The following is a 22466-nucleotide window of genomic DNA, read 5'->3' on the forward strand; positions in this document are numbered from 1 at the left end:
TCGAGGGCGGCCTCGCCCTCGGCCCGGTAGCGGGCCAGGAGCTTGTAGACCCAGGAACGGTGGACGTTGTAGGTGGCGGCGACCTCGGCCACGGGACGCTTCTGGGTCACGACCGCGGCGATGACCAAGCGGGGCAGGCTCGACATGCCCCACCGGTAGTGCCTCCAGGCACTGTCGCCGATGTCCTGGGAGACGTGTCGCCGATGTCTTGAGAGACCTGTCGCCTATGTCTTGAACCACGACACCGCCAGCCCGACGTATCAGGCCTGGTGAGACCACGTCTCACCAGGCCTGAGGTGTCTCTGGGAGATGGTGCATCCCGCAAAACCCCGCTAAGACCCAGGTGCCGGCCGAGAGCACGGGCGACCGCGGCGCGAACCACACTGCTGCGCCCGACGGTGCGCAGTTCGCCGTCGATGGGCAGGCCGGCGACGGTCCGCCCGGGGGTGATCGAGGAGGCCGATGACTGCGGCGCAGATGACGCCGAGGGTGTCGCGGCGTTGTCCTTGAGCCGTCTGGGGCGCCACCGCGACCTCGCGTCGGTCAGGCCCCCACCGGTTTCGTGCGCTTGCGGTAGGCGCGGGCGGCGCGCACGCGGTTCCCGCACGCGGGCATGCACCACTCCCGGCGCGGGTGATCCTTGAGGAAGTAGAGGGGGCACCCAGGTGCCTGGCAGGCGCGCAGCCGCGCCGCGCGCTCGCCCGCGAAAAGGTCGACGGCGTCGCCGGCGATCCCGGCGAGGATCTGGTCAAGGAGCGGCGCGCCGGCCCGCGCTCGCTTGGCGAGGTCGCCCCGGGGAGTGATGACCAGCGCAGGCGATGAGGGCGCCCGGTCGGCCGCCGCGTTCACCACAGCGACATCGCTTGCCACCGGGACATGGCCGCCGGTCAGGTTCTCGGCGATCCCGCGCACCGCGGCCCGCAGATCGAGGAATCGCGCCACGTCGCGGTCGGCGACAGGCAGGTCCGCCAGCGCGGCGACGTCAACCATCGGCAGTCGGGGTGCGAGTTCACGGGCCCAGGCAGCGAGGTCGACCGGGGACGCGAGCCCGTCCCGCGGCCGGCCGCGAACGGCGTAGTGCGTGTTGGCCAGGTCGAGCGCCGGGGCGTCACCGAGGAGCGGCGCGCCACCGACGTAGGAAGACTCACTCACGTTTCTGACGGTAGCAGTGACTTGCATCCGTGAGAAGGCCGTGATCTGATGCGTTCTATCGGATAAACGCTTCCGCAACCGTAAGACGAGACTTCTGGAGTGAACCATGGCCCGCATGCCCCTCAACGAGATCGACAACGTCACCGGCACCGCCGCAGACCTGCTCGGACAGGTTCAGAAGGGCATGGGCGCGGTGCCCAACATGGCCAAGGCCATGGTCAACAGCCCTGCCACCCTCAAGGGCTACCTGCGGCTGTCCGCCGCCCTCGGCGGCGGCAAGCTGGACACCGCCACCCGCGAGCAGGTCGCCCTCACGGTCGCCCAGGCCAACGAGTGCAGCTACTGCCTCTCCGTCCACACCGCCAAGGCCCCCAGCGTCGGCCTGACCGAGACGCAGGTCCTCGCCGCCCGGCGCGCGTCCTCCGAGGACCCCAAGACCGACGCCATCCTCAAGCTGGCCGCCGCCCTCGTCGCCACCCGCGGCGCCGTGACGGACGAGCAGGTCGAGGCCGCCCGCGCCGCCGGCATCACGCCCGAGGAAGCCACCGAGATCGTCGGCCACGTCGCCCTCAACACGCTGACCAACTTCTTCAACAAGGCCGCCCAGGTCGACATCGACTTCCCGGTCGTCGACCCCGCCGACCTCTGACCCGACACCCCGGAACCCACCCCCGGCCATTGCCGCCGGAGGCCGCCTGCCGCACACTGCACGTGGCCGGCGACCGAGTGGCGAGGGCTCGGGGTCAGCGCATCGCGCTTGGAGGCTTTGACATGGACATCGGCCCGCAGGACACCGCTTTCGTCGTCACCGATCCACAAAACGACGTCCTCAGCGAACGCGGCGCCGCATGGGGCCTTGTCGGCGCGGGGATCCGGGAGCTCGGCACGGTCGAGCACCTCGACGAGCTCTTCCGTGCCGCCAAGGCCAACGGCTTCGACGTGGTCATCTCGCCCCACTACTACTACCCGACCGACCAGGGCTGGCGCTTCGGCGGCCCGGTCGAGCAGATGATGCACGAGACGGGCATGTTCGCCCGCCCGGGCGCGCTCAGCCTCGAGGGCTTCGAAGGATCCGGTGCCGACTGGCTCGAGCAGTACAAGAAGTACATCGACGACGGCGAAACCGTCGTCGCCAGCCCGCACAAGGTCTTCGGGCCCGAGACCAACGACCTGGTCCTTCAGCTTCGCAAGCTCGGCAAGACCAAGGTCATGCTCGCCGGCATGCTGGCCAACCTGTGCGTCGAGTCCCACCTGCGTGAGCTCGTCGAGCAGGGCTTCGAGGTAGCCGTCGTCAAGGACGCCACCGCGGCGCCGAACCACCCCCAGCTCGGGGACGGCTACCCCGGGGCGGTCGCCAACTTCGGATTCGTCGCCAACGCAGTGCTCACCACCGCCGAAGCCGTCGCAGCCATGGAAGCGACGCACGTACGGGCCTGACGCCATCCGAGCCCACCGAACCGGTGACCGACCATCAACAGGGAACCGAGCAACATGAAGAGCGACGCGCCACGGGCGCGGTGCAGCCGCACGATCACCGCAACCACGACATCTCCACGGCGTCCAGGTCCGCGGGACCGGCGACGCGGATGAACGCCTCCGTGAGAGACCCGCCGGCGCGGATCTCCTCGGTCCGGCCGCTGAGCACGATCTCGCCGGCGGCCATGATCGCGACCATGTGGGACTTCAACCGCGAACTCACGATGGTTGGCCTCGCGGCCGCCCGCGAAACGGGGACGGGTCGGTGGCCGGCCCCGAGTGATGGACCACGACAACCTGGCCGCCGCCAGGGCTCGGCGAGCAAGAGGTGAGACCCCGACACAGATTGCCAAGGCCCTCGGCGTCTCGCGTGCTTCGGTTTACCGCTACCTCGCGGGGTAGGAGTACTCAGCGCCGTTCGTAGCCGAGGACGGCGAACGTCCCGCCGATCGCGAAGATGACGGTGCCGAGCACCGGGGACCCCGGGAAGGAGAGCACCCCGGCGGTGACGAGGACCAGGCCGAGGAGCTGGAGCATCAGCGCCCCGGCCCGCCGGTTGCTGGGATCCGGCTTCAGTGCGTCGTGGGGTGTTGAGGGGGGCATGCCAGGACTCTAGCGCTAGGGGCACGCCCGCCTTCTCTGTCCGGAGCGTCAGGTGGTGGGGGTGCGAGGACGGTCGGCTCCACAGGTCCGGATGGTGGGCTGCCGCGCCACCATGGCCGGTGGGTCGTGGCCACCCCGTCACGCTCCGTCCTGGTCAGGCCAGCGGGACGGCGGCGAGCGTCGGCAGGACGGCGATGCACAGGTCGCCCAGGAGGGTGGTGCTCCCAGAGTCGCCCCGGGACGGTGAGGGTGTGGCCGAACACCGGCGCCGCCGCCACGGCCGAGGCTGGCGGGTGTGGTGAAGGTCGATGATTGAACCGTCCTGGGTTCGCCGGAGGTGCTGATCTGTGTTCACCGGGTCGGCGTTGGCGACTTCCTGCTCGGCTGCGCGGTGGCCAGGTCCCGGTGGCGGGCGGGGCGTCGTTTGCCAACGAGGCCGTGGCGGGGGCTGAAGAGGTAGACGAGAGCGAAGACGGTGCCCTGGATGACGATGACGAGCGGCCCGGAGGCGGCGTCGACCCAGTAGCTGAGGTAGATCCCGGTGACCGCGCACAGCACGGAGACGAGGGGGGCGACGAGGAGCATGCGCCCGAACCGGTCAGTGAGCAGGTGGGCGGTGGCGCCGGGGATGATGAGCATCGCGACGACGAGGATGACGCCGACGACCTGGAGCGCGGCGGTGGCGACCAGGGCCAGGAGTCCGAGGAGCAGGGCGCCGAGGCGGCGGGGGCTGAGGCCGATGGCGTGGGCGTGGCTGGGGTCGAAGGCGTAGAGGGCGAGGTCGCGGCGCTTGAGCATCAGGACGGCGAAGGCGACGGCGGCGAGGATGGCGATCTGGGCCATGTCGGCGGTGGAGACGCCGAGGACGTTGCCGAAGATGATGTGGACCAGGTCGGTCTGGCTGGGCGTGACGGAGATGAGCACGAGCCCGGCGGCGAAGAACGTGGTGAACACGATCCCGATCGCGGCGTCCTCCTTGACCCGGCTGGTGCCGCGGATCGCCCCGATGAGGGCGACGGCGAGGAGGCCGGACACGAGCGCGCCGAGGGCGAACGGGGCGCCGAGGACGTAGGCGATGGCGACCCCGGGCAGGACCGCGTGGGAGACGGCGTCGCCCATGAGGGACCAGCCGACCAGGACGAGCCAGCACGACAGCACCGCGCAGACGATCGCGGCGATGATGGTGGTGACCAGGGCGCGGACCATGAAGTCGTACTGCAGGGGTTCGAGGAGGAGGTCGAGGAGGTTCATGCGGCGCCTGCCTGGTCCAGGACGTCGAGTCCGAAGGTGAGGGCGAGGTTCGCCGGGCGCAGTGCCTGGTCCACCGGGCCGTGGAAGAGGACGCGGCGGAGCAGGAGGGCCGCCTCGTCCGCCAGTTGCGGGAGGGCCTGAAGGTCGTGGGTGGAGACCAGGATGGTCCGCCCATCGGTTGCCAGCTCGCGCAGGAGCCGGACGAGGGTGGCCTCGGAGCGCTTGTCGACGCCGGCGAAGGGCTCGTCAAGCAGGAGGATCTGGGCGCCCTGGGCGATGGCGCGCGCGACGAAGACGCGCTTCTTCTGCCCGCCGGAGAGCTGGCCGATCTGCCGGTCGGCGTAGTCGGCCAGCTCTGCCCGCTCCAGCGCCTCGGCGACGGCGCCGTGGTCGGCGGGACGGGGCCGCCGGGTGAGGCCCTGTCGTCCGTAGCGGCCCATCATGACCACGTCGCGCACGCCGACCGGGAAGTCCCAGTCGACGTCCTCGCTCTGCGGCACGTACCCCACCACGCCGCGCCGGCGGGCGGCGCCCGGGTCGGCGCCCTCGAGCAGGACCCGGCCGCGGTCCGGCCGCACCAGGCCCATGATCGTCTTGAACAGGGTGGACTTGCCCGAGCCGTTCATGCCGATCAGCCCGGTCACCCGGCCTGGCGCGACGTCGAGGGTGACGCCGTCCAGGGCCAGCACCTCCCCGTAGCGGACGACGACGTCGCGAACCTGGATGGCGGCGGTCACGATTCCCGCCCCGTGAGGCCGTCGATGATTGTGCTGGCGTCGTAGCGGATCAGGTCCAGGTACGTCGGGACGGGGCCGCCGGCCTCGGAGAGGGAGTCGACGTAGAGGGTCCCGCCGAAGACGGCGTCCGTGGCCTCGACGACCTGGCGCATCGCCTTGTCGGACACGGTGGACTCGCAGAACACCGCCGGGACCTCGTTCGCGTCGACGAACTCGATGGCCGCGGCGATCTGCTGCGGGGTGGCCTGCAGCTCGGCGTTGACGGCCCAGATGTACTGCTCGGTCAGCCCGGCGTCGCGGGCGAGGTAGGAGAAGGCTCCCTCGCACGTGACCAGCGCCCGCTCGTTCGTCGGCAGCGCCGCCAGGGCGGTGACCAGCTCGTCGTGGACCGCCTGGAGCTCGACCTTGTAGGCCTGGCCGTTGGCGGCGAAGTCCGCGGCGTGCTCGGGGGCGAGGTCGCTCAAGGCCGCGGTGATGTTGTCGACGTAGACCTGGACATTCAGCGGGCTCATCCAGGCGTGGGGGTTCGGCTTGCCGGCGTAGGTGTCCTCGGCGATGTCCATCGCCTCGACCCCCTCGGAGACGACGACGTGCGGGACGTCGACCTCCTCGACGAACTGCGCGAACCAGGACTCCAGGTTCAGCCCGTTGTCCAGGATCAGGTCTGCGTGCACGGCCTTCGTGATGTCCCTCGGGGTGGGCTCGTAGTGGTGGATCTCCGCCCCGATCTTCGTGATCGACTCGACGCTCGCGTGCTCGCCGGCGACGTTGGCGGCGATGTCCGCCAGGACCGTGAACGTGGTCAGCACGACGGGGGCGTCCTCGCCGGCGGACGCCCGGGAGGCCGGGGGCTGGCTGCACCCCGCCAGGGCTAGGACGGTCGCGGCCAGCGCGATCGTCCCAGCGCGAGGATTGACGGATCTCGACATCACAGGCCCTTCTGCGGTGTAGCGAAATAAGAGTTTCGGCTGCCCGAAACTCCGAGGAGCCTAGCGGCTTCCTCCCGGCTGCACCACCACGCCCCGTCACGGTGGTCGGCGCGCATCCCTGAGAATCGGCTGAAATCCTTCGGCCGGCCGTCCCGCGTCCACGCCGTCGCGGCGTCCCTGCTGGCGGACCTACTCGGGGTGGGCCCCGCGCGCCTGGGCGACGAGGTCCTCGGCGAGCGGCTGGGGCACGCCGATGACCTCTTCGAGGTAGACCGCGTTGTGGCCGTGCCTGGCCGCAGACCAGGCCACCCAGATGATGGCGATCTGTGAGTCCGGTACGTCGCGGTACGGCACCGGCAGCTGGGCGCGGAGGTCGTCAAGACGGTCGGGTTGTGGGTGGTGTTCGTGGTGACGGTTTGTCGCCTTGGCGTTGGAGGCCTCCGCGGGCGGTTTCGGCACGGCGGCCGGGAGGGACTGTCGGCTATGAGCGTGCCGCGCGAGCGGTGGCCTGGGCAAGGGCTCAGGTCGCGAGCCACTGCTCGGGCGGGAGGGCATAGGTAACGTCGGGGAGGACGAGCTCGTTGTTGTGGCAGTCACGGGAGAAGATGCTTCGATCGAGCAAGTGGGGGCCGGGATTGCGGAGCGACGGGACCCTCACGACCCATGGAGCGGCCCGCTTCGCCGCATGTCAAAATCTCGGAGCAGGGATGGCTTGGCGCGGGCCGCCGCCTGCTCAGCCATCGCGACGGACGGTCGGACGGGGGTGGCGTCGTGCCTAGCGACCATCACAGTTCTCCCATGGCCCCAGTCCCCAGTCCGTTCAGCGGCGGCCCATCCGGCGGTGATCACGGTCTGATCGCCTGACCCGGACCTGGCTGGCCGCGGTGCCCCGTCAGCCGTTGGCTGAGGTGGGAGATTTCGGTGAGCAATTCTTACGCCGCCCACACCCCGGCAGCTCAGCGTCGGCGCCGAGCACGTCACAGCCGCCGGCTGCTGGCTCACCGGGCGGTGGCCGAGGCGCTGGTGTCGGTGGCCGGGTTGACCGCTCGACCGGTGCGGGACACCGCGGGCGAGGTCGTCGGCCGGATCGTCGACCTGGTCGCAAGGTGGGATGGCGCGGCCTATCCGCCCGTCACCGGGCTGGTGGTGCGGGTCGGTTTGCGTCGGATCTTCGTACCGATCGCGCAGGTTGCCGAGCTGGCCCGCAACGGGGCACGCCTGTCGACGGTCAGGGTGGACTTGCGGGACTTCCGCCGCCGTGAGGGGGAGGTGCTGCTGGTCCGGGACGTGATCGACCACCAACTGGTCGATATCGACGGGGTGCGGGTCATCCGTGCCTCGGATCTCTACATTGTCCGGCTGGCCGACAGCTACCGGCTGGTGGGCGCGGACGTGGGGATGGGCACGCTGCTGCGCCGGATCGGGCCCTCTCGCTGGCGCAGTCGTCCTACGCCAGAGCGGGTGATCGACTGGGGCGCGGTCCAGCCGTTTGGGCAGCCCGGCCGGCCGCTACGGCTGCGTCGACCCAATGCGGGGCTCCGCGCGCTGCGCCCGGCCGACCTGGCCGACCTGCTCGAGGAACTGGGCCGCTCCCAGCGTCAGGAGCTGCTCGGCCATCTGGATCCGCAGACGGCCGCCGACGCGGTCGAGGAGATGCAACCCGCGAACGTCGAGCAGCTGCTGCGCGAGTCCCCCACCGAGCAGGCGGCTGGGCTGCTGGCCCGGATGGAGCCGGACGAGGCGGTCGATGCGTTGCGTGACCTTGACGCCGACGAACGAACCGAGCTGCTCGCCGCCATGCCCGCGGAGCAGGCGCGCGAGCTGGGCGAGTTGCTGCGCTACCCGGAGGGCCAGGCTGGTGGGTTGATGACGAACCGCATGGTGCTCGCCCACCCGGACGAGACCGTCGCTAAGGTGCGGCAGCGGCTACGGGAGAACCTCGAGCACCGCGAGGAGCTCGACGAGGTCGTCGTCGTGGACGAGGACGGGAAACTGGTCGACACCGTCCCGCTGTTCGACGTGCTCCTGCTCGCCGAGCCGGACCAGCAGATGGCCGACCTCGTCGCCGGGCGGTGGCCCGTCGCCGTCGCGCCCGACACTCCGCTTCCGACGCTCGTAGAGAAGTTCGTCCAGTCCCGCGCCCACGCTCTCGTGGTCGTGGACGCCGACGAACGGCCGGTCGGCCGGGTGCTCGCGGACGACCTCATCGACGCCCTCGTCGAGGCGCTGCCCCGGGTCCGCTTCCCCCGGGTGGTGGAGTGAGCACCGCACCGGGGCGGGTGACCGACACGCGGGCCTCGCCGCGGCAGCGGTGGGGCCGGCGGGGGGCGCTGGCGCTCCTGGCCGCGCTTGGTCCGGGGCTGATCGCGGCCAACGCCGGCAACGATGCTGGCGGCATCGCCACCTACGCCTCGGCGGGCTCGCAGTTCGGCTACCGCACCCTGTTCGTGATGGTGCTTGTCACCGTCGCGCTGGTAGTGGTCCAGGAGATGAGCGCCCGGCTCGGGGCGTACACCGGAGAGGGCCTGGTCTCGCTGTTCCGTGAGCACTTCCCGCTGCGTGCGGGCGCCTTCGCCGTGTTCATGCTGCTGGTGGCCAACGTCGGCCTGGTGGTCTCGGAGTTCGCTGGCATCGGTGCCGCCTTCGAGTTGCTCCACGTCAACCGGTACGTCTCGGTGCCGATCGCCGCGGCCATCATCTGGGCGGTGGTCGTGTTCGGCTCCTACCGCTACGCCGAACGGGTGTTCCTGGTGCTCACCCTCGCCTTCCTGGCCTACCCCCTGGCCATGTTCCTCGGCCATCCGAACTGGGGCGCGGCCGGACTCAACCTGGTGGTTCCGCACCTGCTGGGCAGCAAAGCCTTCCTCTTCCTCGCCGTGGCACTCATCGGCACCACCATCACTCCCTACATGCAGCTCTACCAGGCCGCCGCGGTCGCCGACCGCGGCATCGGCCCGGAGGACTACCCCGCCGAGCGCGCCGACACGATCTTCGGCTCGATCTTCTGCAACCTGATCAGCATCACGATCATCGTGGCCACCGCCGCGGCGATCGGCGGCACCGGTCCCCTGGACAGCGCCGCCCAGGCCGCCCAAGCGCTGCGCCCGGTCGCCGGGTCGGCGGCCACTCAGCTATTTGCCGTGGGCCTGCTCGGTGCCTCCGCCCTCGCCGCCGCCGTCGTGCCCTTGTCTACCGCGTACGCCGTCGCGGAAGCGGTAGGGGTGGAACGCTCGGTCTCGCGCAGCTTCCGGGAAGCCCCGCTGTTCCTCGGCCTGTTCACCAGCCTCGTCGCCGTCGGCGCAACCATAGCCCTCGCCCCGGGCAACCTCATCAGCCTGCTGATCAACACCCAGGTCCTCAACGGGCTGATCACCCCGATCATCCTCACCTTCATCTTGCTGCTGGCCAACCGCCGCAGCGTGCTCGGCGACGCCGCCAACGGCACCAGGCTGAAGGTGCTCGCCACCACCTGCGTCATCGCCGTCGCCGTCCTCGCAGCCATCGTGCTGGTGCAGACAGTCCTCAACTGGTTCGGTGTCGGTTAGCTCGCCCGCAGCGTGGCAGGGACTTCCAGACAGGCGCGCTGCGTCCCCGTCGAGTGCCGTGAGGGGGCAGGCGGGCTTGGTTGCGGCCGTCGCGTCCCGCATGGATGGGGGAGGAGACCTGCGCCCTGACGCGCCCTCGGCGGCCGTGTCAGCAGTCGCGGCCGGGTACCTCACGCGCCCGGCCGCCGCACGAAGGGCACCAGCAACGAATCGGGAGTATGCCTGTGTCGTGGGTGAGCTGGTGGACACCGAGCATGTCGCCGACTCCGCCGGACGCCACGGGCGACGGCGCCGGCCGCGGCCGCTGAGGCCCCGGGATGCCGGCTGGGCGCTGACGCTGGGTGCGCTGGGCGTGGTGTACGGCGACATCGGGACGAGCCCGCTGTACTCGGTGCAGACGGTCTTCGCGCTCGACAACGGCCTGGTCCGGCCGGACGCCCACGACGTGTACGGAGTCGTGTCCCTGGTGTTCTGGTCGATCACCCTGATCGTGTCGGTCAAGTACGTGATCTTCGTCATGCGTGCGGACAACGACGGCGAGGGCGGGGTGATGGCACTGGCGGCCCTGGTCCGCCGCGCGCTGCAGGGCACGAGGGCCAACGCCCGGACCGCCACGATGATGCTGGCCCTGGGAGTGGCCGGCGCGGCGCTGTTCTACGGCGACAGCGTGATCACGCCGTCGATCTCGGTGCTGTCGGCGATCGAGGGGCTGGAGGTCAGCTCCCCGGAGCTGACGCATCTGGTGCTGCCGCTGGCCGCGGCGATCCTCACCGCCCTGTTCGTGGTGCAGCGGTTCGGCACCGCACGGGTGGGCGGACTGTTCGGCCCGGTGATGCTCCTGTGGTTCGTCGTGATCGGCGCCGCCGGGCTGCGGGAGGTCCTCGCCAGCCCCGGCATCCTGGGCGGGCTCTCTCCCAGCTACGCGCTGGCCTTCGTCGCCGACCGGCCGTACACGGCGTTCGTCGCCATGGGCGCCGTGGTGCTGGCGATCACCGGCGCGGAGGCCCTGTACGCGGACATGGGTCACTTCGGCGCGCCCCCCATCCGGCGGGCGTGGTTCGCGCTGGTGTTCCCCGCCCTCACGCTGAACTACCTGGCGCAGGGCGCGCTGATCCTGCGCGATCCGGCTAACCGCGCCAACCCCTTCTTCCTCCTGCTGCCCGGATGGGCGCAGCTGCCGATGGTGGTCCTGGCCACCCTGGCCACGGTGATCGCCTCGCAGGCGGTCATCTCCGGGGCCTACTCGATGACCCGCCAGGCGCTCCGGCTGGGGTTCCTGCCGCACCTACGCATCCGGCGCCCCTCCGCGCAGCACGAGGGCCAGGTCTACCTGCCGGCGGTGAACTGGGCACTGTTCGCCGCCGTGCTCCTGGTGACCTTCATCTTCGGCTCCTCGGCGCGCTTGGCCACCGCCTACGGTGTCGCGGTCACCGGCACGTTCCTCATCACCACCACGTTGCTGCTGTTGCTGGCCCGGGTCCACTGGCACTGGCCGGCCTGGCGGCTGGCCGCGGTGGTGGTCGCCTTCGGCCTGATCGAGCTCACCTACTTCACCGCCAACCTGACCAAGGTTGCCCATGGGGGCTGGCTGACCCTGCTCATCGCCACGCTCGCGTTCACGGTCATGATGACCTGGCAACGCGGCCGGGAGCTGGTCACCGCCTGCCGCATCGAGATGGAAGGCCCGCTCACCGACTTCCTCGCCCAGCTCCACCGCGACGAGCCGATCCGCGTGAACGGTGTCGCCGTCTTCCCGCATCCGAACAAGGACACCACCCCGTTGGCGCTGCGGGCCAACCTCGCCCACAACCACGTCCTGCACCAGCGGATCGTCATCATCTCCGGCCAGACCGCGAACGTGCCGCACATCCCCTGGCCCGAGCGGCTCATCATCACCCCGCTGGGCGCCGAGGACGACGGCATCGTCCACATCGCCGCGACCTTCGGCTTCCAGGACCCCACGGACTTCCCCGAGGTCCTCCGCCGCGCTGCCGCCGCCGACCCCGCCATGCTGGGCCCCGAGGGCGACCCGGACAGGGCCTCCTGGTTCCTCTCCCGCATCACCCTGAAGCGCACCACCCGCCCCGGCCTGGCACGCTGGCGCAAGGCCCTGTTCATCGCCCTGGCCCACAACGCCGCCAGCCAGGCCGAGTTCCTCGGCCTGCCGAACGACCGCACCGTCACCCTCAGCGCCGAGGTCCCCGTCTAGCTGCTCCAACCGCGACAGGTCTCGACTTCGTCGTCGTTGGGCGTTCACCGCGAAGGGCGAGTGACTTCGGTACGCACGACGGGAACTGCGGACGAGTACAGCCGATTAACAGTTCATGGCGCGAACGGTAGTCGCCATGTACGGTATGTCACATGGTTGAGGGCAAGGACCTGGCGCGGCGCGAGGCGTGTGGCTTCGGCCCAGGCGGCACCAGTCCGCTGCCGCCGCTGGCGCAGCTCGCGATCGTCGTGCACACCGAGGTCGTGGCCATCGCCGAGCGGCTCGGGTTGACACCGATGCAGGGCCGGATGCTGGGGCTCCTGGCGCGCGGGCCTTTGCGGATGAACGAGCTCGCTCAGCGACTCGGGGTCGAGAAGGCAGCCGCGACCGGGCTGGTCGACCGGGCCGAGGCACGCGGGCTGGTTGCCCGCGAGGCCATCCCCGGCGACCGCCGCTCGATCCACGTGGCTGTGACCGATGCCGGCACGTCCGCCTGCTCCGAGTTCTACGAGCGGCTGCACCTCGCGCTCGACGCGATGATCGCGACCCTGCCGGAGGCCGACCGGGACACGTTCACGAGCTGGACCCAGGCCGTTGTTGGCGCCTGGATGCGTTCCGCCGTCCCAGCCTGACAACCACGAAGGGATCGTTCCGTGCCTGCCTTTACCGATTCCGAGATCGCCTACCTGAACGGCCAGCCGCTGGGCCGACTTGCCACGCAGAAGCCGAACGGCACCCTGCAGAACAGCCCAGTGGGCTTCCAGTACAACCCGGCCACCGAAACGATCGACATCAGCGGCTACAACTTCGAGGGCAGCCGCAAGTTCCGCAACGTCGCGGCGAACGGCAAGGTCGCGTTCGTCGTCGACGACCTGGCCTCGGTCCGTCCCTGGCGTCCGCGCTGTGTCGAGATCCGTGGCCACGGCGAGGCTTTCCCGTCCGACGGAGCCCGGGCGGCATTCATCCGCATCCACCCCGAGCGGGTGATCAGCTTCGGACTCGATGAGCCAGACCACGAGGCCCACAGCCTGTCCATCGACTTCCGGGACGTAGGTGCGTGAGATGGCCGCGGGCGCGGACTCATGGATTTGAACGCGCTGGTGCTGACGACGATCGGCGCCACGTCCCGCCAGGAGCGCTCCAACCCGCTCGGCTGGTTCGACGGCGGGAACGGCACCTGGCTGGTGGTCGCGGCCGCCGCCGGGGGACCGCGCAACCGTGCCTGGTACGACAACCTCGCTGCGCACCCCGACCGGGTGCGCATCGAGCTCGACGGAAAGGCCATCGACGTCACGGCGGCGCAGCTGCACGGCGGTGAGCGGGCGGAGGCCTGGGCGCAGATCACCAGGATGGCGCCCCGGTTCGCCGGCTACGCGAGATCGACCGACCGCGAGATCCCGGTGATCCAGCTGACGCGCCGCGACATCTGACCCGAGCGCGACCGCCACCCCGGCAAGCTCCTGCCTGTTCCTTCCTTCGACGATCGGCGCACGATGTCTCACACCCCCGCCATGCCGTCCAATGCCATCGCTCACGCCGCCAGCAAGCGGCAGTTCGTCTGGACCTTCGTCGGCATCATGCTCGCGATGCTCCTGGCAGCCCTGGATCAGACCATCGTCGCGACGGCTCTGCCGACGATCGTCGGCGAGCTCAACGGCCTCGAGCACCTGTCCTGGGTGGTCACGGCCTACATGCTCGCTGCCACGATCGGACTGCCGATCTACGGCAAGATCGGCGACCTGTTCGGGCGCAAGCCCATCTTCATCTTCGCGATCGTCGTGTTCCTGCTGGGCTCGATTCTCTCGGGCCTGGCCCAGAACATGGCCGAGCTGATCGCCTTCCGCGCCCTGCAGGGGATCGGCGGCGGCGGCCTGATGATCGGCGCCCAGGCGATCATCGCCGACATCGTCCCGCCGCGAGAGCGCGGCAAGTACATGGGCCTGATGGGCGGGGTCTTCGGCCTGGCCTCGATCGCCGGCCCGCTCATCGGCGGCTACCTCACCGACACCGTCGGGTGGCGGTGGGTGTTCTACATCAACGTGCCGCTTGGCGTGGTGGCCCTGGCCACGGTGATCTTCGCCCTGCACCTGCACAAGCCCGTGGGGGTCAAGCCGAGACTCGACTACCTGGGCACGTTCTGGCTCGCGGTGAGCTCCGCGGCGATCGTGCTGCTGTCCAGCTGGGGCGGCAACGAGTACGAATGGGGCAGCCTGCAGATCCGGGGGCTCGGCGTGCTGGCCCTCCTGGCGGCCGTGCTCTTCGTCCTGACTGAGCGGCGCGCGGCCGAGCCGATCATCCCGCTCGCGCTGTTCCGGGAGCGCAACTTCGTCCTGCCTGCGGCGGTGGGCGTCGCCATCGGCGTCACGATGTTCGCCGTCATCGCCTACCTGCCGACCTACCTGCAGATGGTCGAGGGTGTCAACGCGACCGAGTCCGGGCTCATGATGATCCCGATGGTCGCGGGCATGCTCACCTCGACGATCGTCACCGGCCGGCTGATCTCTGCCACGGGGAAGTACAAGATCTACCCGATCCTCGGCCTGATCGTCAGCGGGGTCGGCCTCACCCTGCTGTCGCAGATCGACGCCGACAGCCCGTACTGGTTCCTCGCCGTCGGCATGCTCGTGGTCGGCCTGGGCGTCGGTGCCGCGATGCAGAACCTCACCCTCATCGTCCAGAACAGTGTCCCGCACCGCGTGCTCGGCGTGGCGACCTCCGCGCAGAACTACTTCCGCCAGATCGGCGCCTCGCTCGGCATCGCCGTCGTCGGATCGATCTTCGTCAACCGCCTCACCGACGCCTTCGCCGTCGCCCCGGCGCCCGGCGGAGCCCCGCAGATCGACGGCGGGCAGATCAGCTCGCTCACGCCCGAGCTGCTCGCCTCCCTGCCCGAGCCGGCCCAGCGGTTCATCGCCGACGCTTTCGCCACCGCGCTGCCCCCGGTCTTCCTGCTCGGTCTGCCCCTGCTCCTGGTCGGGCTCGTCCTCGCCGTCTTCATCGAGGCGCGCCCGCTGGAGACCACGGTCGGGCACCCGCAGGAGACCACGGTCGGGCACCCGCAGGAGACCACGGTCGGGCGCCCGCACGAGTGACCGCCACGCGCCACCTCACCGCCAGCAGGTGCGCCGGCGCGCCCGGCGTCGGTCTGCCGGCATGACGGCGCGACACGAAGCCACCTCCTCGCTCGCGTCCATGCGTGAGCCGGGGCGGTGACGTGGCCCCGCGGCAATCGCGCACGGCGGTGAGCGGCTTACGGCGTGAGGGGCCGACCAGCACGGTCGGCCCCCGAGCCCTTCTCATGGCGCCTGCGGGCCCGGGAGTAGTTCGCTTCCGCGACCGCGCGGTTGCGCAGGGTGCCCAGCCCGTCGATCGTCGTCTCGACCAGATTGCCCGGCCGCAGGAACTGCTTGGGCTCGCGGGCGAAGCCCACCCCGTCGGGGGTGCCGGTGGCGATGACGTCGCCGGGACGGAGCGTGAAGAGGGTGGAGAGGTAGGCGATGATCTCGCGCGGGCCGAAGAGCAGGTCGTCGATCGTGGAGTCCTGCACGGTCTCGCCGTCGATGACCGTGCGGATGCGGGCGGCGTGGTCCACCTCGTCCGGCGTGACGAGGGCGGGGCCGAGCGGGGTGCTCTTCTCCCAGGACTTGCCCTGGAGCCACTGGTTGGTGCGGAACTGGTAGCCGCGCATCGAGACGTCGTTGAGCACGGTGTAGCCGGCCACGTGGTCCAGTGCGTGGGCGGGGTCGATGCGGCGGCCGGGGGTGCCGATGACGATGGCGAGCTCGGCCTCCCAGTCGATCCACGCGTCCTCGGGCGGCAGCTGGATGTCGTCGGTGGCACCGATGAGGGCGTCGGTGAACTTGGCGAAGATCGTCGGGTACTCCGGCAGCGACGAGCCCATCTCCACGATGTGGCTGCGGTAGTTCGCGCCGACGCACACGATCTTGCCGGGGGCGGGAATCACCGGGGCAAGGTCGGCGCCCTGGACGGGGTGCGTGGCGCCGTCGCCCGCGGCGGCGACCTCCTGCCAGCGGTCGAGCCGGAGGAGCGCGCCCGACGTCGGGCAGGTCGCGGATCTCGGTGTAGACGTCCCCGTCCTGGCGCACCGCCACCGTGCGGTCGGGGAGGCGGAGGGTGGAGAACTTCATCGTCGAGGGGTCCTCTCGTGGTCGTGTGTGTTGGATCTGCAGGTCGTCGCAGCCCATGCCGGACCTGATGTGGTCCGTGAGCTGGTGCTGGATCGGGGCCGGGTCCCCAGTCGCCAGCAGCGCTCGAGGGTCCCGAGCAGACCCTCGTGCGGCGCCTGGGTGCCGGCGGCGCGGGCCGTTCGGCGTCGGCGGCAGAGGGCATGCCCGCAGTGTGCCGGGTCCGAACCGTTCGAGCCGCTCAGGACGCGGTCGCCGCTGTACGGCAGGGCGCCATCGTGGCTGGTGCGTTCCGGGCGGCCTGGGCGCCGGGCCGCAGCAAGGCCCCGGTCTACTCCAGCCGACCGTGCTGAGCGTGCGCAGACGACCGGGGGATGGGGGAGGGGGTCGCCCGCTGCGGAGCTACGGGATCAGCGCGAGCTTGCCGCCGGGATGCCCGCTCTGCAGCACAGCCAGCGCCTGCGGGGCTTCCTCGAGGGGAAACGTGCGGGCCACCGGCACGACGAGCCGACCGCTGCCGGCCAGCTCGATCAGGTGCGGCCGGATCTGCGCACGGTAGGCGGCGCTGTCGGGCATGGCGCCGCCGATAGCCCGGAAGCCCTCCTGCTGCCCGCGGGAGAACGCGGCGATCGTGACGATGCGCCGGCGGTCGGCCACGAGCGCCAGCGAGGTGTCGACGGCCTCGTCGGTGCCGACGGTGTCCAGGGCCGCGGCGTAGCCGCCGGGAGCCAGCTCCCGCAGGCGCTGCTCGAGTCCCTCGCCGTAGGCGACCGGGATGGCGCCGAAACGGCGCACCGTATCGAAGTTGCGTGCGCTCGCCGTGCCGATGGTGCGGGCGCCCAGCAGCCCGGCCTGCTGCAGCACGCTGACGCCGACGGCCCCGGACGCCCCGTGTACCAGGATGGTCTCGTTCTCCCGGACGCCGGTGACGTGGAGCATCTCTGCCGCGGTGGTGCCGGCCAGCAGCAGGTTGGCGGCCTCGGGGTCGCTCAGCCGCTCGGGGCGGGCGAAGACGTCGGCGGCGGGCACGGTGACCCGGTCGGCGTATCCGCCGGAGATGCGGAACGCCAGCACCGGGTCACCAGGGGCACCGCCGCCGGAGGCGATCTCGGTGTCAGGTCCCAGTGCTTCGATCACACCGGACACCTCGAAGCCCAGGGGCAACGGGAGCGCCGAGGCGTCGTTGTTCGGGCCCTTGGCGAAGCGCTTGTAGTCGGCGGGGTTCATGCCCGCGGCGCGGACGGAGATGGTCACCTGCCCGTGCTCCGGGGCAGGAACCTCCGTGTCTACCAGCCGCAGCACGTCCGGACCGCCGAAATCCGTCGCGACCCATCCTCTGTCCATGAAGCCCATCCAAGCTGGCCATGTGGCCCCGTCAAGCCCCCGGGCCGCGGGCCGGCGGTCATGCGCGGGACGGTGAAGAGCCGAAGGGCCCGCGCGAATCCGGGGTGTGGCCCGTCTGCCCGTGCGGGCGTCGCCGCACGGGAGGCCGGCATCGGAAGGGCTGTGGGCTTCGGAGGCGGACACGACCCGTGGTGGCGTCGGTCAGCTGTGCCGGGTTCGGTGCGCGGACGCACGTACCGGTCGTCCCGCGCGGGTGAGTCGCCGCCTCCTCGCTCGTAGAAGTCTCCGATGGGGTACCCGAGGTCCGGGAGGTCGTCATGTCCGCGAGTCCCGCGAATCAGCCGGCCAGCATCGGTGGCGCCGAGGCCGGGACGGCGCCGGCCCGCGCGCCGCTCGTCCTGGCCACCTTGATCGTGGTGGCGGCGGTCGCGAATCTGAACCTGTCGGTGGCGAACGTGGCCCTTCCCACGATCGGGAAGGCGTTCGACTCCTCCCAGACGGCCCTCAACCTGATCGCGGTGGGCTTCTCCCTGGGCCTCGCCGCGTCGGTGCTCTACCTCGGGGCGGTCGGTGATCGATACGGCCGGAAGATGATGGTGGTCGTCGGGCTCGTGCTCTCGATCCCGGCGAGCCTGCTGGCCGCGTACGCGCCCACCGACGGCGTCCTCGCGGTGGCCCGGATCTTCGGGGGAGTGGCGGCCGGCATGGTCTACCCGACCACGCTGGCGCTCATCGCCGCGCTCTGGACGGGCCCGCCACGGACGCGCGCCATCGCGCTCTGGTCGGCGCTCGGTGGCGCGATCGCCTCGCTCGGCCCGATGGCCTCGGGCTTCCTGCTCGAGCGCTTCTGGTGGGGGTCGGTGTTCCTGATCACGCTGCCGCTGGCGGTCCTCGCGCTGCTCATGGCGTGGTTCCTCGTGCCGGCGCACGCCCACGAGTCCACCGACGCCGTGGACAACCTCGGCGGCGTCCTCTCGGTGGTCCTCGTCGCGAGCCTGGTCCTGGCCATCGACTTCGCCCCGGTTCCCGGGAGGGGAACGCTCGTTGTGGGCCTTGCCGTCCTGGCGCTGGCCGCTACCGTGGCGTTCCTGCTTCGCCAACAGCGCGCCCCCAACCCGCTCTACGACCTGACGATCGCGAGGCGCCGGATCTTCTGGGTGGCGGCGTGCGCGGGGATCATCGTCTTCGGGTCGCTCATGGGCTCGATGTTCATCAGCCAGCAGTACCTGCAGAACGTGCTCGGCTACACGACCCTGCAGGCCGGCACGGCGTTCCTGCCGGCCGTGGTCCTCATGGTGCTGGTCGCGCCGCGCTCGGCCAAGCTGGTCGAGGCCCGGGGTGCGCGCACCACGCTGCTGATCGGCTACGTCTTCTTGATGGCGGCCTTCCTCTGGATGTTCTTCGTCTGGGGCGAGGGCAGCCCCTACTGGGCGGTCGCCGTCGCCTACGCGTTCATCGGCGTCGGCGTGGGCTTCGCCGGCACGCCGGCCTCGCACTCGCTCACCGGCGCGGTCCCGGTCAACCGGGCCGGGATGGCGTCCGGGACCGCCGACCTGCAGCGCGACCTCGGCGGCGCGATCATGCAGTCGGTCTTCGGTGCGCTGCTCACGGCCGGCTACGCCAGCGCCTTCGGCGCCGCGATCGCGAACAACCCCCAGGGCCAGGCCGTCTCCGCGTCGGTGCAGTCCGCCCTGACCAAGTCCTTCGCGAGCGCCCAGCAGATTGCCGAGCAGTATCCCTCGTACGCGGATCAGATCACCGCTGCGGCCAAGCAGTCCTTCCTCCAGGGCGACGACTGGGCGTACGCCGCCGGCGCGGTCGCGATCCTCCTCGGGGCGGTGCTCGTCTTCTTCATGTTCCCCCGGCGGCAGCGCGAGCGGGAGCTGCTGGCGGCCTACCAGGCCCAGGGCGCCCGGCCCCGTCGCGCCGGCGCGCCGGAGTCGTCAGCCGAGGGCGCTCCGGCCGACTGACCGGGCGGCCCGCGCGCCCGGTGAGCGGCGCCCAGCGGGTGGCGGCGCCCCCTCCGGAGATCGAGGCGGACCGCTCACCGCCAGCGCCTGTCCCGGCCTTCGCCGTCCGGCAACATTGCGGACACTTTACGTCGGCTAGGGGGAAACCTGCGCTGCCTAGGGTCAGGCTGCCGACCGGCACCCATGCCGTGGCGACAACCCGACGAATCGAGTGGACAGACCCATGAAACGCCCTGCCCGCGTCCTCTTCTCCGCCGCCCTGGCCACCGTGCTGGCCGCCGCCGGCGCGAGCCCGGCGCTCGCGGACGAGACCGACTACACGATCGACAACCCCTACGCCGAGGTCCCGTGGGGCGAGTGGAGCCAGTACACCTCCGCCCTCCACAACCACAGCTACGAGAGCGACGGCGGCAACAGGCCGGCCGAGCGGTTCGAGGACGCCTACGCCAAGGGGTTCGACATCTTCGCCCTCACCGATCACAACTTCACCAACACCACGTGGGACCGGACGGACCGGCCCGAGTCCAACGACCGCGGCACGCTGGCGTACCTGAGCACCGACCGGCTCGAGGAGATGAAGGCCGGCGTCGGCCGTGACGGGCAGGCCATGCTGCCGATCTCCTACGCCAACGAGCAGTCCCGCTCGGACCACCTGCTGACGTTCTGGGCGGACTTCAACAACCAGTCCGGTGCCACGTTGGAGGGCAACATCGCCCAGGCCGACGAGCTCGGCGGGGTGTCCATCATCCCCCACCCCGGGCGGTACACCGGCGGTGCGGGCCAGACCGGCGCGCAGGGCCTCATCGCCTCCTCGAAGCCCGAGACGGTGCAGAAGTACGTCGACCTGTTCACCCGGTACGACTCCGCCGTCGCCATGGAGATCATCAACAAGAAGGACGGCGACTCGGCGTCCGACCGCATCCTGTGGGACAACGTCCTCACCGAGATGATGCCCGAGCGGCCCGTGTGGGCCCAGTCGAACGACGACGCCCACTCCAACGGCGCGCTGGGCTTCAGCTACAACGTCCACCTCATGCCGGAGCTGAGCGAGGGCGCGTTCCGTGACTCGCTCGAGGCGGGCACGTACTACGCCTCGGCCAAGGTGAGCTACCGCGAGCTCGGCAAGGACTTCGTCTCGCAGGGCAACACCCCGACCATCAGCAACATCACGGTGGACGACGACGCCGACACGGTGTCCATCACCGGCGTCGACACCGACTCGGTGCGCTGGATCAGCGAGGGTGAGGTCATCGCCGAGGGCGCCACCATCGACCTGGACGACCACGACGGCAAGGTCGGCTCCTACGTGCGGGCCGAGCTCATCGGCCCCGGCGGCATCACGTTCACCCAGCCCTTCGGCGTCCACGGCGGTCCGGGCCGCGAGGTCGTCGAGGTCGGCGGCATCGAGCTGACGGCGTCCAGCAGCACCGTCACGGCGGACCGGCCGGTCCGGGTGACCACCACCGCGACCGACGCCCAGGGCGGCCCGGTGGACCTGTCCGGCGCCGTCGTCGCCTACGACACCGTGCCGAACGACATCATCGAGGTCGCCGACGACGGCACCGTCACCGTCGTGAACCCGCCGCTGGCCAACATGGCCGTGAAGGTCCGCGCGACGGTCATCGCGGCCGGCCAGGTGCACACCGACGACGTCACCCTTACCGTCGACGTCGGCTCCACCGACAACTACGTCGTGGCCCCGATCCTGACCGGCGACGACGACGTCGAGGAGTACGTCTCCAACGGCCGGATGTACCTCGACAGCTCCGACCTGGAGATCGTCCACGAGGGCAGCACGGAGCAGGCCGTCGGGCTGCGCTTCGCCGACCTGCCCATCCCGGCCGGCGCGCAGATCAGCGAGGCGTACGTGCAGTTCACGGTCGACGAGCCGGAGATGAGCACCGACGACTTCGCCGTGGACATCCGCGTCGAAGACGTCGACGACGCCGCCCCGTTCACCACCGAGACGGCCAACCTGACCTCGCGCACGTTCAGCGAGCAGTCGGTGCGGTGGGCGGACGTGCCGCTGTGGACGGTCGACCGCGAGGCCGGCCCCGACCAGCGCACCCCAGACCTCAGCGCGCTGCTGCAGCAGATCGTCGACCGCGACGGCTGGGCCACCGGCAACGCCATGGCCTTCCAGATCACCGGCGAGGGCAACCGCAGCGCCGACGCCTTCGAGAGCAATGCCGGTCCGGTGCTCCACGTGCTGTGGACGCTGCCCGCCGCGGACCCCGAGGGTGAGCGCGAGGCGGTCGTCGACTTCGAGGTCAAGACCAACGAGGGCCGCTTCCTGCACATCTCCGAGGCCAAGGCCGCCGCGCTCGAGGAGGTCAGCTACTCCACCGGTCGCGTCGTCGAGGCGGTCCGGGACTTCCAGGGCCGGCAGAAGTCGTTCGTCGTGACCGTGGCCACGGCGGCCAAGCAGTACGTCGTCGTCGTCGACGCGGAGACCGGCGACGCCGAGATCGCCGGCGTGACGCAGCTGTGAGGCACCGGCCGTGCCCGCGCCCGGGCCCGGGCACGGCCGGACACGGCGAGGGGGCGGGAGGCGGGAGCCCCGCCTCGCAGCCTCAACCGACGCGCTCGTGCCAGCGTGGGCGGCGGAAGAGCACCGTGAAGGTCTCCAGCACCACGGGCATGTCGGCGCGGAACGTCCGTCCGTAGGCGGCGAGCGTGTCGGTGAATTCGCGCTGGCGCTGGCGGCGCCAGTGCTCCAGGCTCCGGTCGTCCTCGCCCTCGGCGGCCGCGTGCTCGGCCGGCACCTGGTCGAAGGGCCGGACGTCGACCGTCTCGATGCGCACGAGCACCTGCGGCTGGCCGTTGCCGTCGCAGATGATCGACAGGTCCCCGGGGTTCGGTTGCTCCTCGCCCTGCTCCTGCCGTTCCCACAGGCTGCTCGAGGTCGCGGTCTTCACGCCCGCCAGCACGAGCGCGAGCAGCTGGTCCGCCTCCTCGGGGGTCGAGCCGAAGGACCACGCGGGCGGTGTCAGCGCGGCGAGCTCGCTCCTCCCGACGACGACGTCGAGGCCGGTGATGTCGGCGACCTTGCTTGCCAGGGCCCAGAACCGCTCGACGGCCTCGTCCTGGGGAGGGGCGGACTCC

23 protein-coding genes are annotated in these 22466 nt (G+C 70.8%); 12 read left to right on the forward strand and 11 right to left on the reverse strand.

Features of this window, described 5'->3' with window-relative positions; genetic code table 11:
* On the reverse strand, positions 1 to 146 hold a 146-nt coding region (locus GD880_RS19730), incomplete at its 3' end, for a helix-turn-helix domain-containing protein (RefSeq protein WP_152231926.1).
* A 397-nt stretch (positions 147 to 543) separates the two neighbouring features.
* Positions 544 to 1152 carry a CGNR zinc finger domain-containing protein gene (locus tag GD880_RS19735; protein ID WP_193314619.1) on the reverse strand — a complete coding sequence of 203 codons (609 nt, stop codon included), beginning with the start codon at positions 1150 to 1152 and terminating at the stop codon, positions 544 to 546.
* A 115-nt stretch (positions 1153 to 1267) separates the two neighbouring features.
* On the opposite strand from GD880_RS19735, the gene GD880_RS19740 reads away from it, so the two are divergent.
* Together GD880_RS19740 and GD880_RS19745 are read left to right on the forward strand one after the other, a co-directional pair.
* Positions 1268 to 1801: a carboxymuconolactone decarboxylase family protein gene (locus GD880_RS19740; protein ID WP_226909853.1), complete on the forward strand. Its 534-nt coding sequence runs from the start codon at positions 1268 to 1270 to the stop codon at positions 1799 to 1801.
* Positions 1802 to 1923: 122 nt separating this feature from the next.
* Positions 1924 to 2589, forward strand: coding sequence for an isochorismatase family protein (locus tag GD880_RS19745; RefSeq protein WP_152233322.1), 666 nt, complete (start codon positions 1924 to 1926; stop codon positions 2587 to 2589).
* 94 nt (positions 2590 to 2683) lie between these two features.
* Here the strand turns inward: GD880_RS19745 and GD880_RS20950 are convergent, their stop codons facing one another.
* Positions 2684 to 2851 (reverse strand): hypothetical protein, encoded by a 168-nt coding sequence (locus GD880_RS20950; RefSeq protein WP_226909854.1) that lies wholly within the window; start codon positions 2849 to 2851, stop codon positions 2684 to 2686.
* Positions 2852 to 2910: 59 nt separating this feature from the next.
* Here GD880_RS20950 and GD880_RS20955 point away from each other — a divergent pair, with 59 nt between their 5' ends.
* Positions 2911 to 3030 carry a helix-turn-helix domain-containing protein gene (locus GD880_RS20955; protein WP_226909857.1) on the forward strand — a complete coding sequence of 40 codons (120 nt, stop codon included), beginning with the start codon at positions 2911 to 2913 and terminating at the stop codon, positions 3028 to 3030.
* Positions 3031 to 3036: 6 nt separating this feature from the next.
* Here GD880_RS20955 and GD880_RS19755 read toward each other — a convergent pair whose 3' ends face one another.
* The 5 genes from GD880_RS19755 to GD880_RS19775 all read right to left on the reverse strand — a co-directional run bounded on the left by GD880_RS19755 (position 3037) and on the right by GD880_RS19775 (position 6607).
* A complete protein-coding gene (locus tag GD880_RS19755) occupies positions 3037 to 3231 on the reverse strand; it encodes a hypothetical protein (protein ID WP_152233323.1) in 195 nt (64 codons plus the stop codon).
* Between the two features lie 351 nt (positions 3232 to 3582).
* Positions 3583 to 4482, reverse strand: a complete 900-nt coding sequence (locus GD880_RS19760; RefSeq protein WP_152233324.1) for a metal ABC transporter permease — start codon at positions 4480 to 4482, stop codon at positions 3583 to 3585.
* A complete protein-coding gene (locus GD880_RS19765) occupies positions 4479 to 5219 on the reverse strand; it encodes a metal ABC transporter ATP-binding protein (RefSeq protein ID WP_152233325.1) in 741 nt (246 codons plus the stop codon). Before GD880_RS19765 ends, GD880_RS19760 begins: the two co-directional genes overlap by 4 nt.
* The gene (locus GD880_RS19770; protein ID WP_152233326.1) at positions 5216 to 6148 is read right to left on the reverse strand and encodes a metal ABC transporter substrate-binding protein; all 933 of its coding nucleotides are present in this window, start codon (positions 6146 to 6148) and stop codon (positions 5216 to 5218) included. Before GD880_RS19770 ends, GD880_RS19765 begins: the two co-directional genes overlap by 4 nt.
* A 189-nt stretch (positions 6149 to 6337) precedes the next feature.
* Entirely contained in the window at positions 6338 to 6607 is a 270-nt protein-coding gene (locus GD880_RS19775) for a hypothetical protein (RefSeq protein ID WP_152233327.1), read from the reverse strand.
* A gap of 549 nt (positions 6608 to 7156) precedes the next feature.
* Between GD880_RS19775 and GD880_RS19780 the strand changes: the two genes are divergently transcribed.
* The 7 genes from GD880_RS19780 (at position 7157) to GD880_RS19810 (ending at position 14994) form a co-directional block, all read left to right on the forward strand.
* On the forward strand, positions 7157 to 8410 hold the full coding sequence (locus GD880_RS19780) for a magnesium transporter MgtE N-terminal domain-containing protein (RefSeq protein WP_152233328.1): 1254 nt from the start codon (positions 7157 to 7159) through the stop codon (positions 8408 to 8410).
* Complete coding sequence (locus tag GD880_RS19785; RefSeq protein WP_152233329.1) at positions 8407 to 9693, forward strand: Nramp family divalent metal transporter; 1287 nt, start codon at positions 8407 to 8409, stop codon at positions 9691 to 9693. The genes GD880_RS19780 and GD880_RS19785 overlap by 4 nt, the downstream gene beginning before the upstream one ends.
* A gap of 229 nt (positions 9694 to 9922) precedes the next feature.
* Positions 9923 to 11902: a potassium transporter Kup gene (locus tag GD880_RS19790; RefSeq protein ID WP_226909855.1), complete on the forward strand. Its 1980-nt coding sequence runs from the start codon at positions 9923 to 9925 to the stop codon at positions 11900 to 11902.
* Positions 11903 to 12054: 152 nt separating this feature from the next.
* On the forward strand, positions 12055 to 12534 hold the full coding sequence (locus GD880_RS19795; protein WP_152233331.1) for a MarR family winged helix-turn-helix transcriptional regulator: 480 nt from the start codon (positions 12055 to 12057) through the stop codon (positions 12532 to 12534).
* Between the two features lie 21 nt (positions 12535 to 12555).
* The gene (locus GD880_RS19800) at positions 12556 to 12963 is read left to right on the forward strand and encodes a PPOX class F420-dependent oxidoreductase (protein WP_152233332.1); all 408 of its coding nucleotides are present in this window, start codon (positions 12556 to 12558) and stop codon (positions 12961 to 12963) included.
* Between the two features lie 21 nt (positions 12964 to 12984).
* The gene (locus tag GD880_RS19805) at positions 12985 to 13332 is read left to right on the forward strand and encodes a nitroreductase/quinone reductase family protein (protein WP_152233333.1); all 348 of its coding nucleotides are present in this window, start codon (positions 12985 to 12987) and stop codon (positions 13330 to 13332) included.
* Positions 13333 to 13413: 81 nt separating this feature from the next.
* A complete protein-coding gene (locus GD880_RS19810; RefSeq protein WP_152233334.1) occupies positions 13414 to 14994 on the forward strand; it encodes an MDR family MFS transporter in 1581 nt (526 codons plus the stop codon).
* Between the two features lie 158 nt (positions 14995 to 15152).
* On the opposite strand, the gene GD880_RS19815 is transcribed toward GD880_RS19810, so the two are convergent.
* Positions 15153 to 15866, reverse strand: a complete 714-nt coding sequence (locus tag GD880_RS19815; protein ID WP_319593282.1) for a fumarylacetoacetate hydrolase family protein — start codon at positions 15864 to 15866, stop codon at positions 15153 to 15155.
* 583 nt (positions 15867 to 16449) lie between these two features.
* Entirely contained in the window at positions 16450 to 17391 is a 942-nt protein-coding gene (locus GD880_RS19820) for an NADP-dependent oxidoreductase (protein WP_152233335.1), read from the reverse strand.
* A gap of 317 nt (positions 17392 to 17708) precedes the next feature.
* Between GD880_RS19820 and GD880_RS19825 the strand changes: the two genes are divergently transcribed.
* Together GD880_RS19825 and GD880_RS19830 are read left to right on the forward strand one after the other, a co-directional pair.
* A complete protein-coding gene (locus GD880_RS19825) occupies positions 17709 to 19361 on the forward strand; it encodes an MFS transporter (protein WP_152233336.1) in 1653 nt (550 codons plus the stop codon).
* Between the two features lie 223 nt (positions 19362 to 19584).
* Positions 19585 to 21852, forward strand: coding sequence for a CehA/McbA family metallohydrolase domain-containing protein (locus GD880_RS19830; RefSeq protein WP_152233337.1), 2268 nt, complete (start codon positions 19585 to 19587; stop codon positions 21850 to 21852).
* 82 nt (positions 21853 to 21934) lie between these two features.
* Here GD880_RS19830 and GD880_RS19835 read toward each other — a convergent pair.
* The coding region (locus tag GD880_RS19835; protein ID WP_226909856.1) for an ASCH domain-containing protein at positions 21935 to 22466 on the reverse strand (532 nt) is incomplete at its 5' end.

The organism is Georgenia ruanii, from assembly GCF_009193175.1.
Lineage (GTDB): Bacteria > Actinomycetota > Actinomycetes > Actinomycetales > Actinomycetaceae > Georgenia > Georgenia ruanii.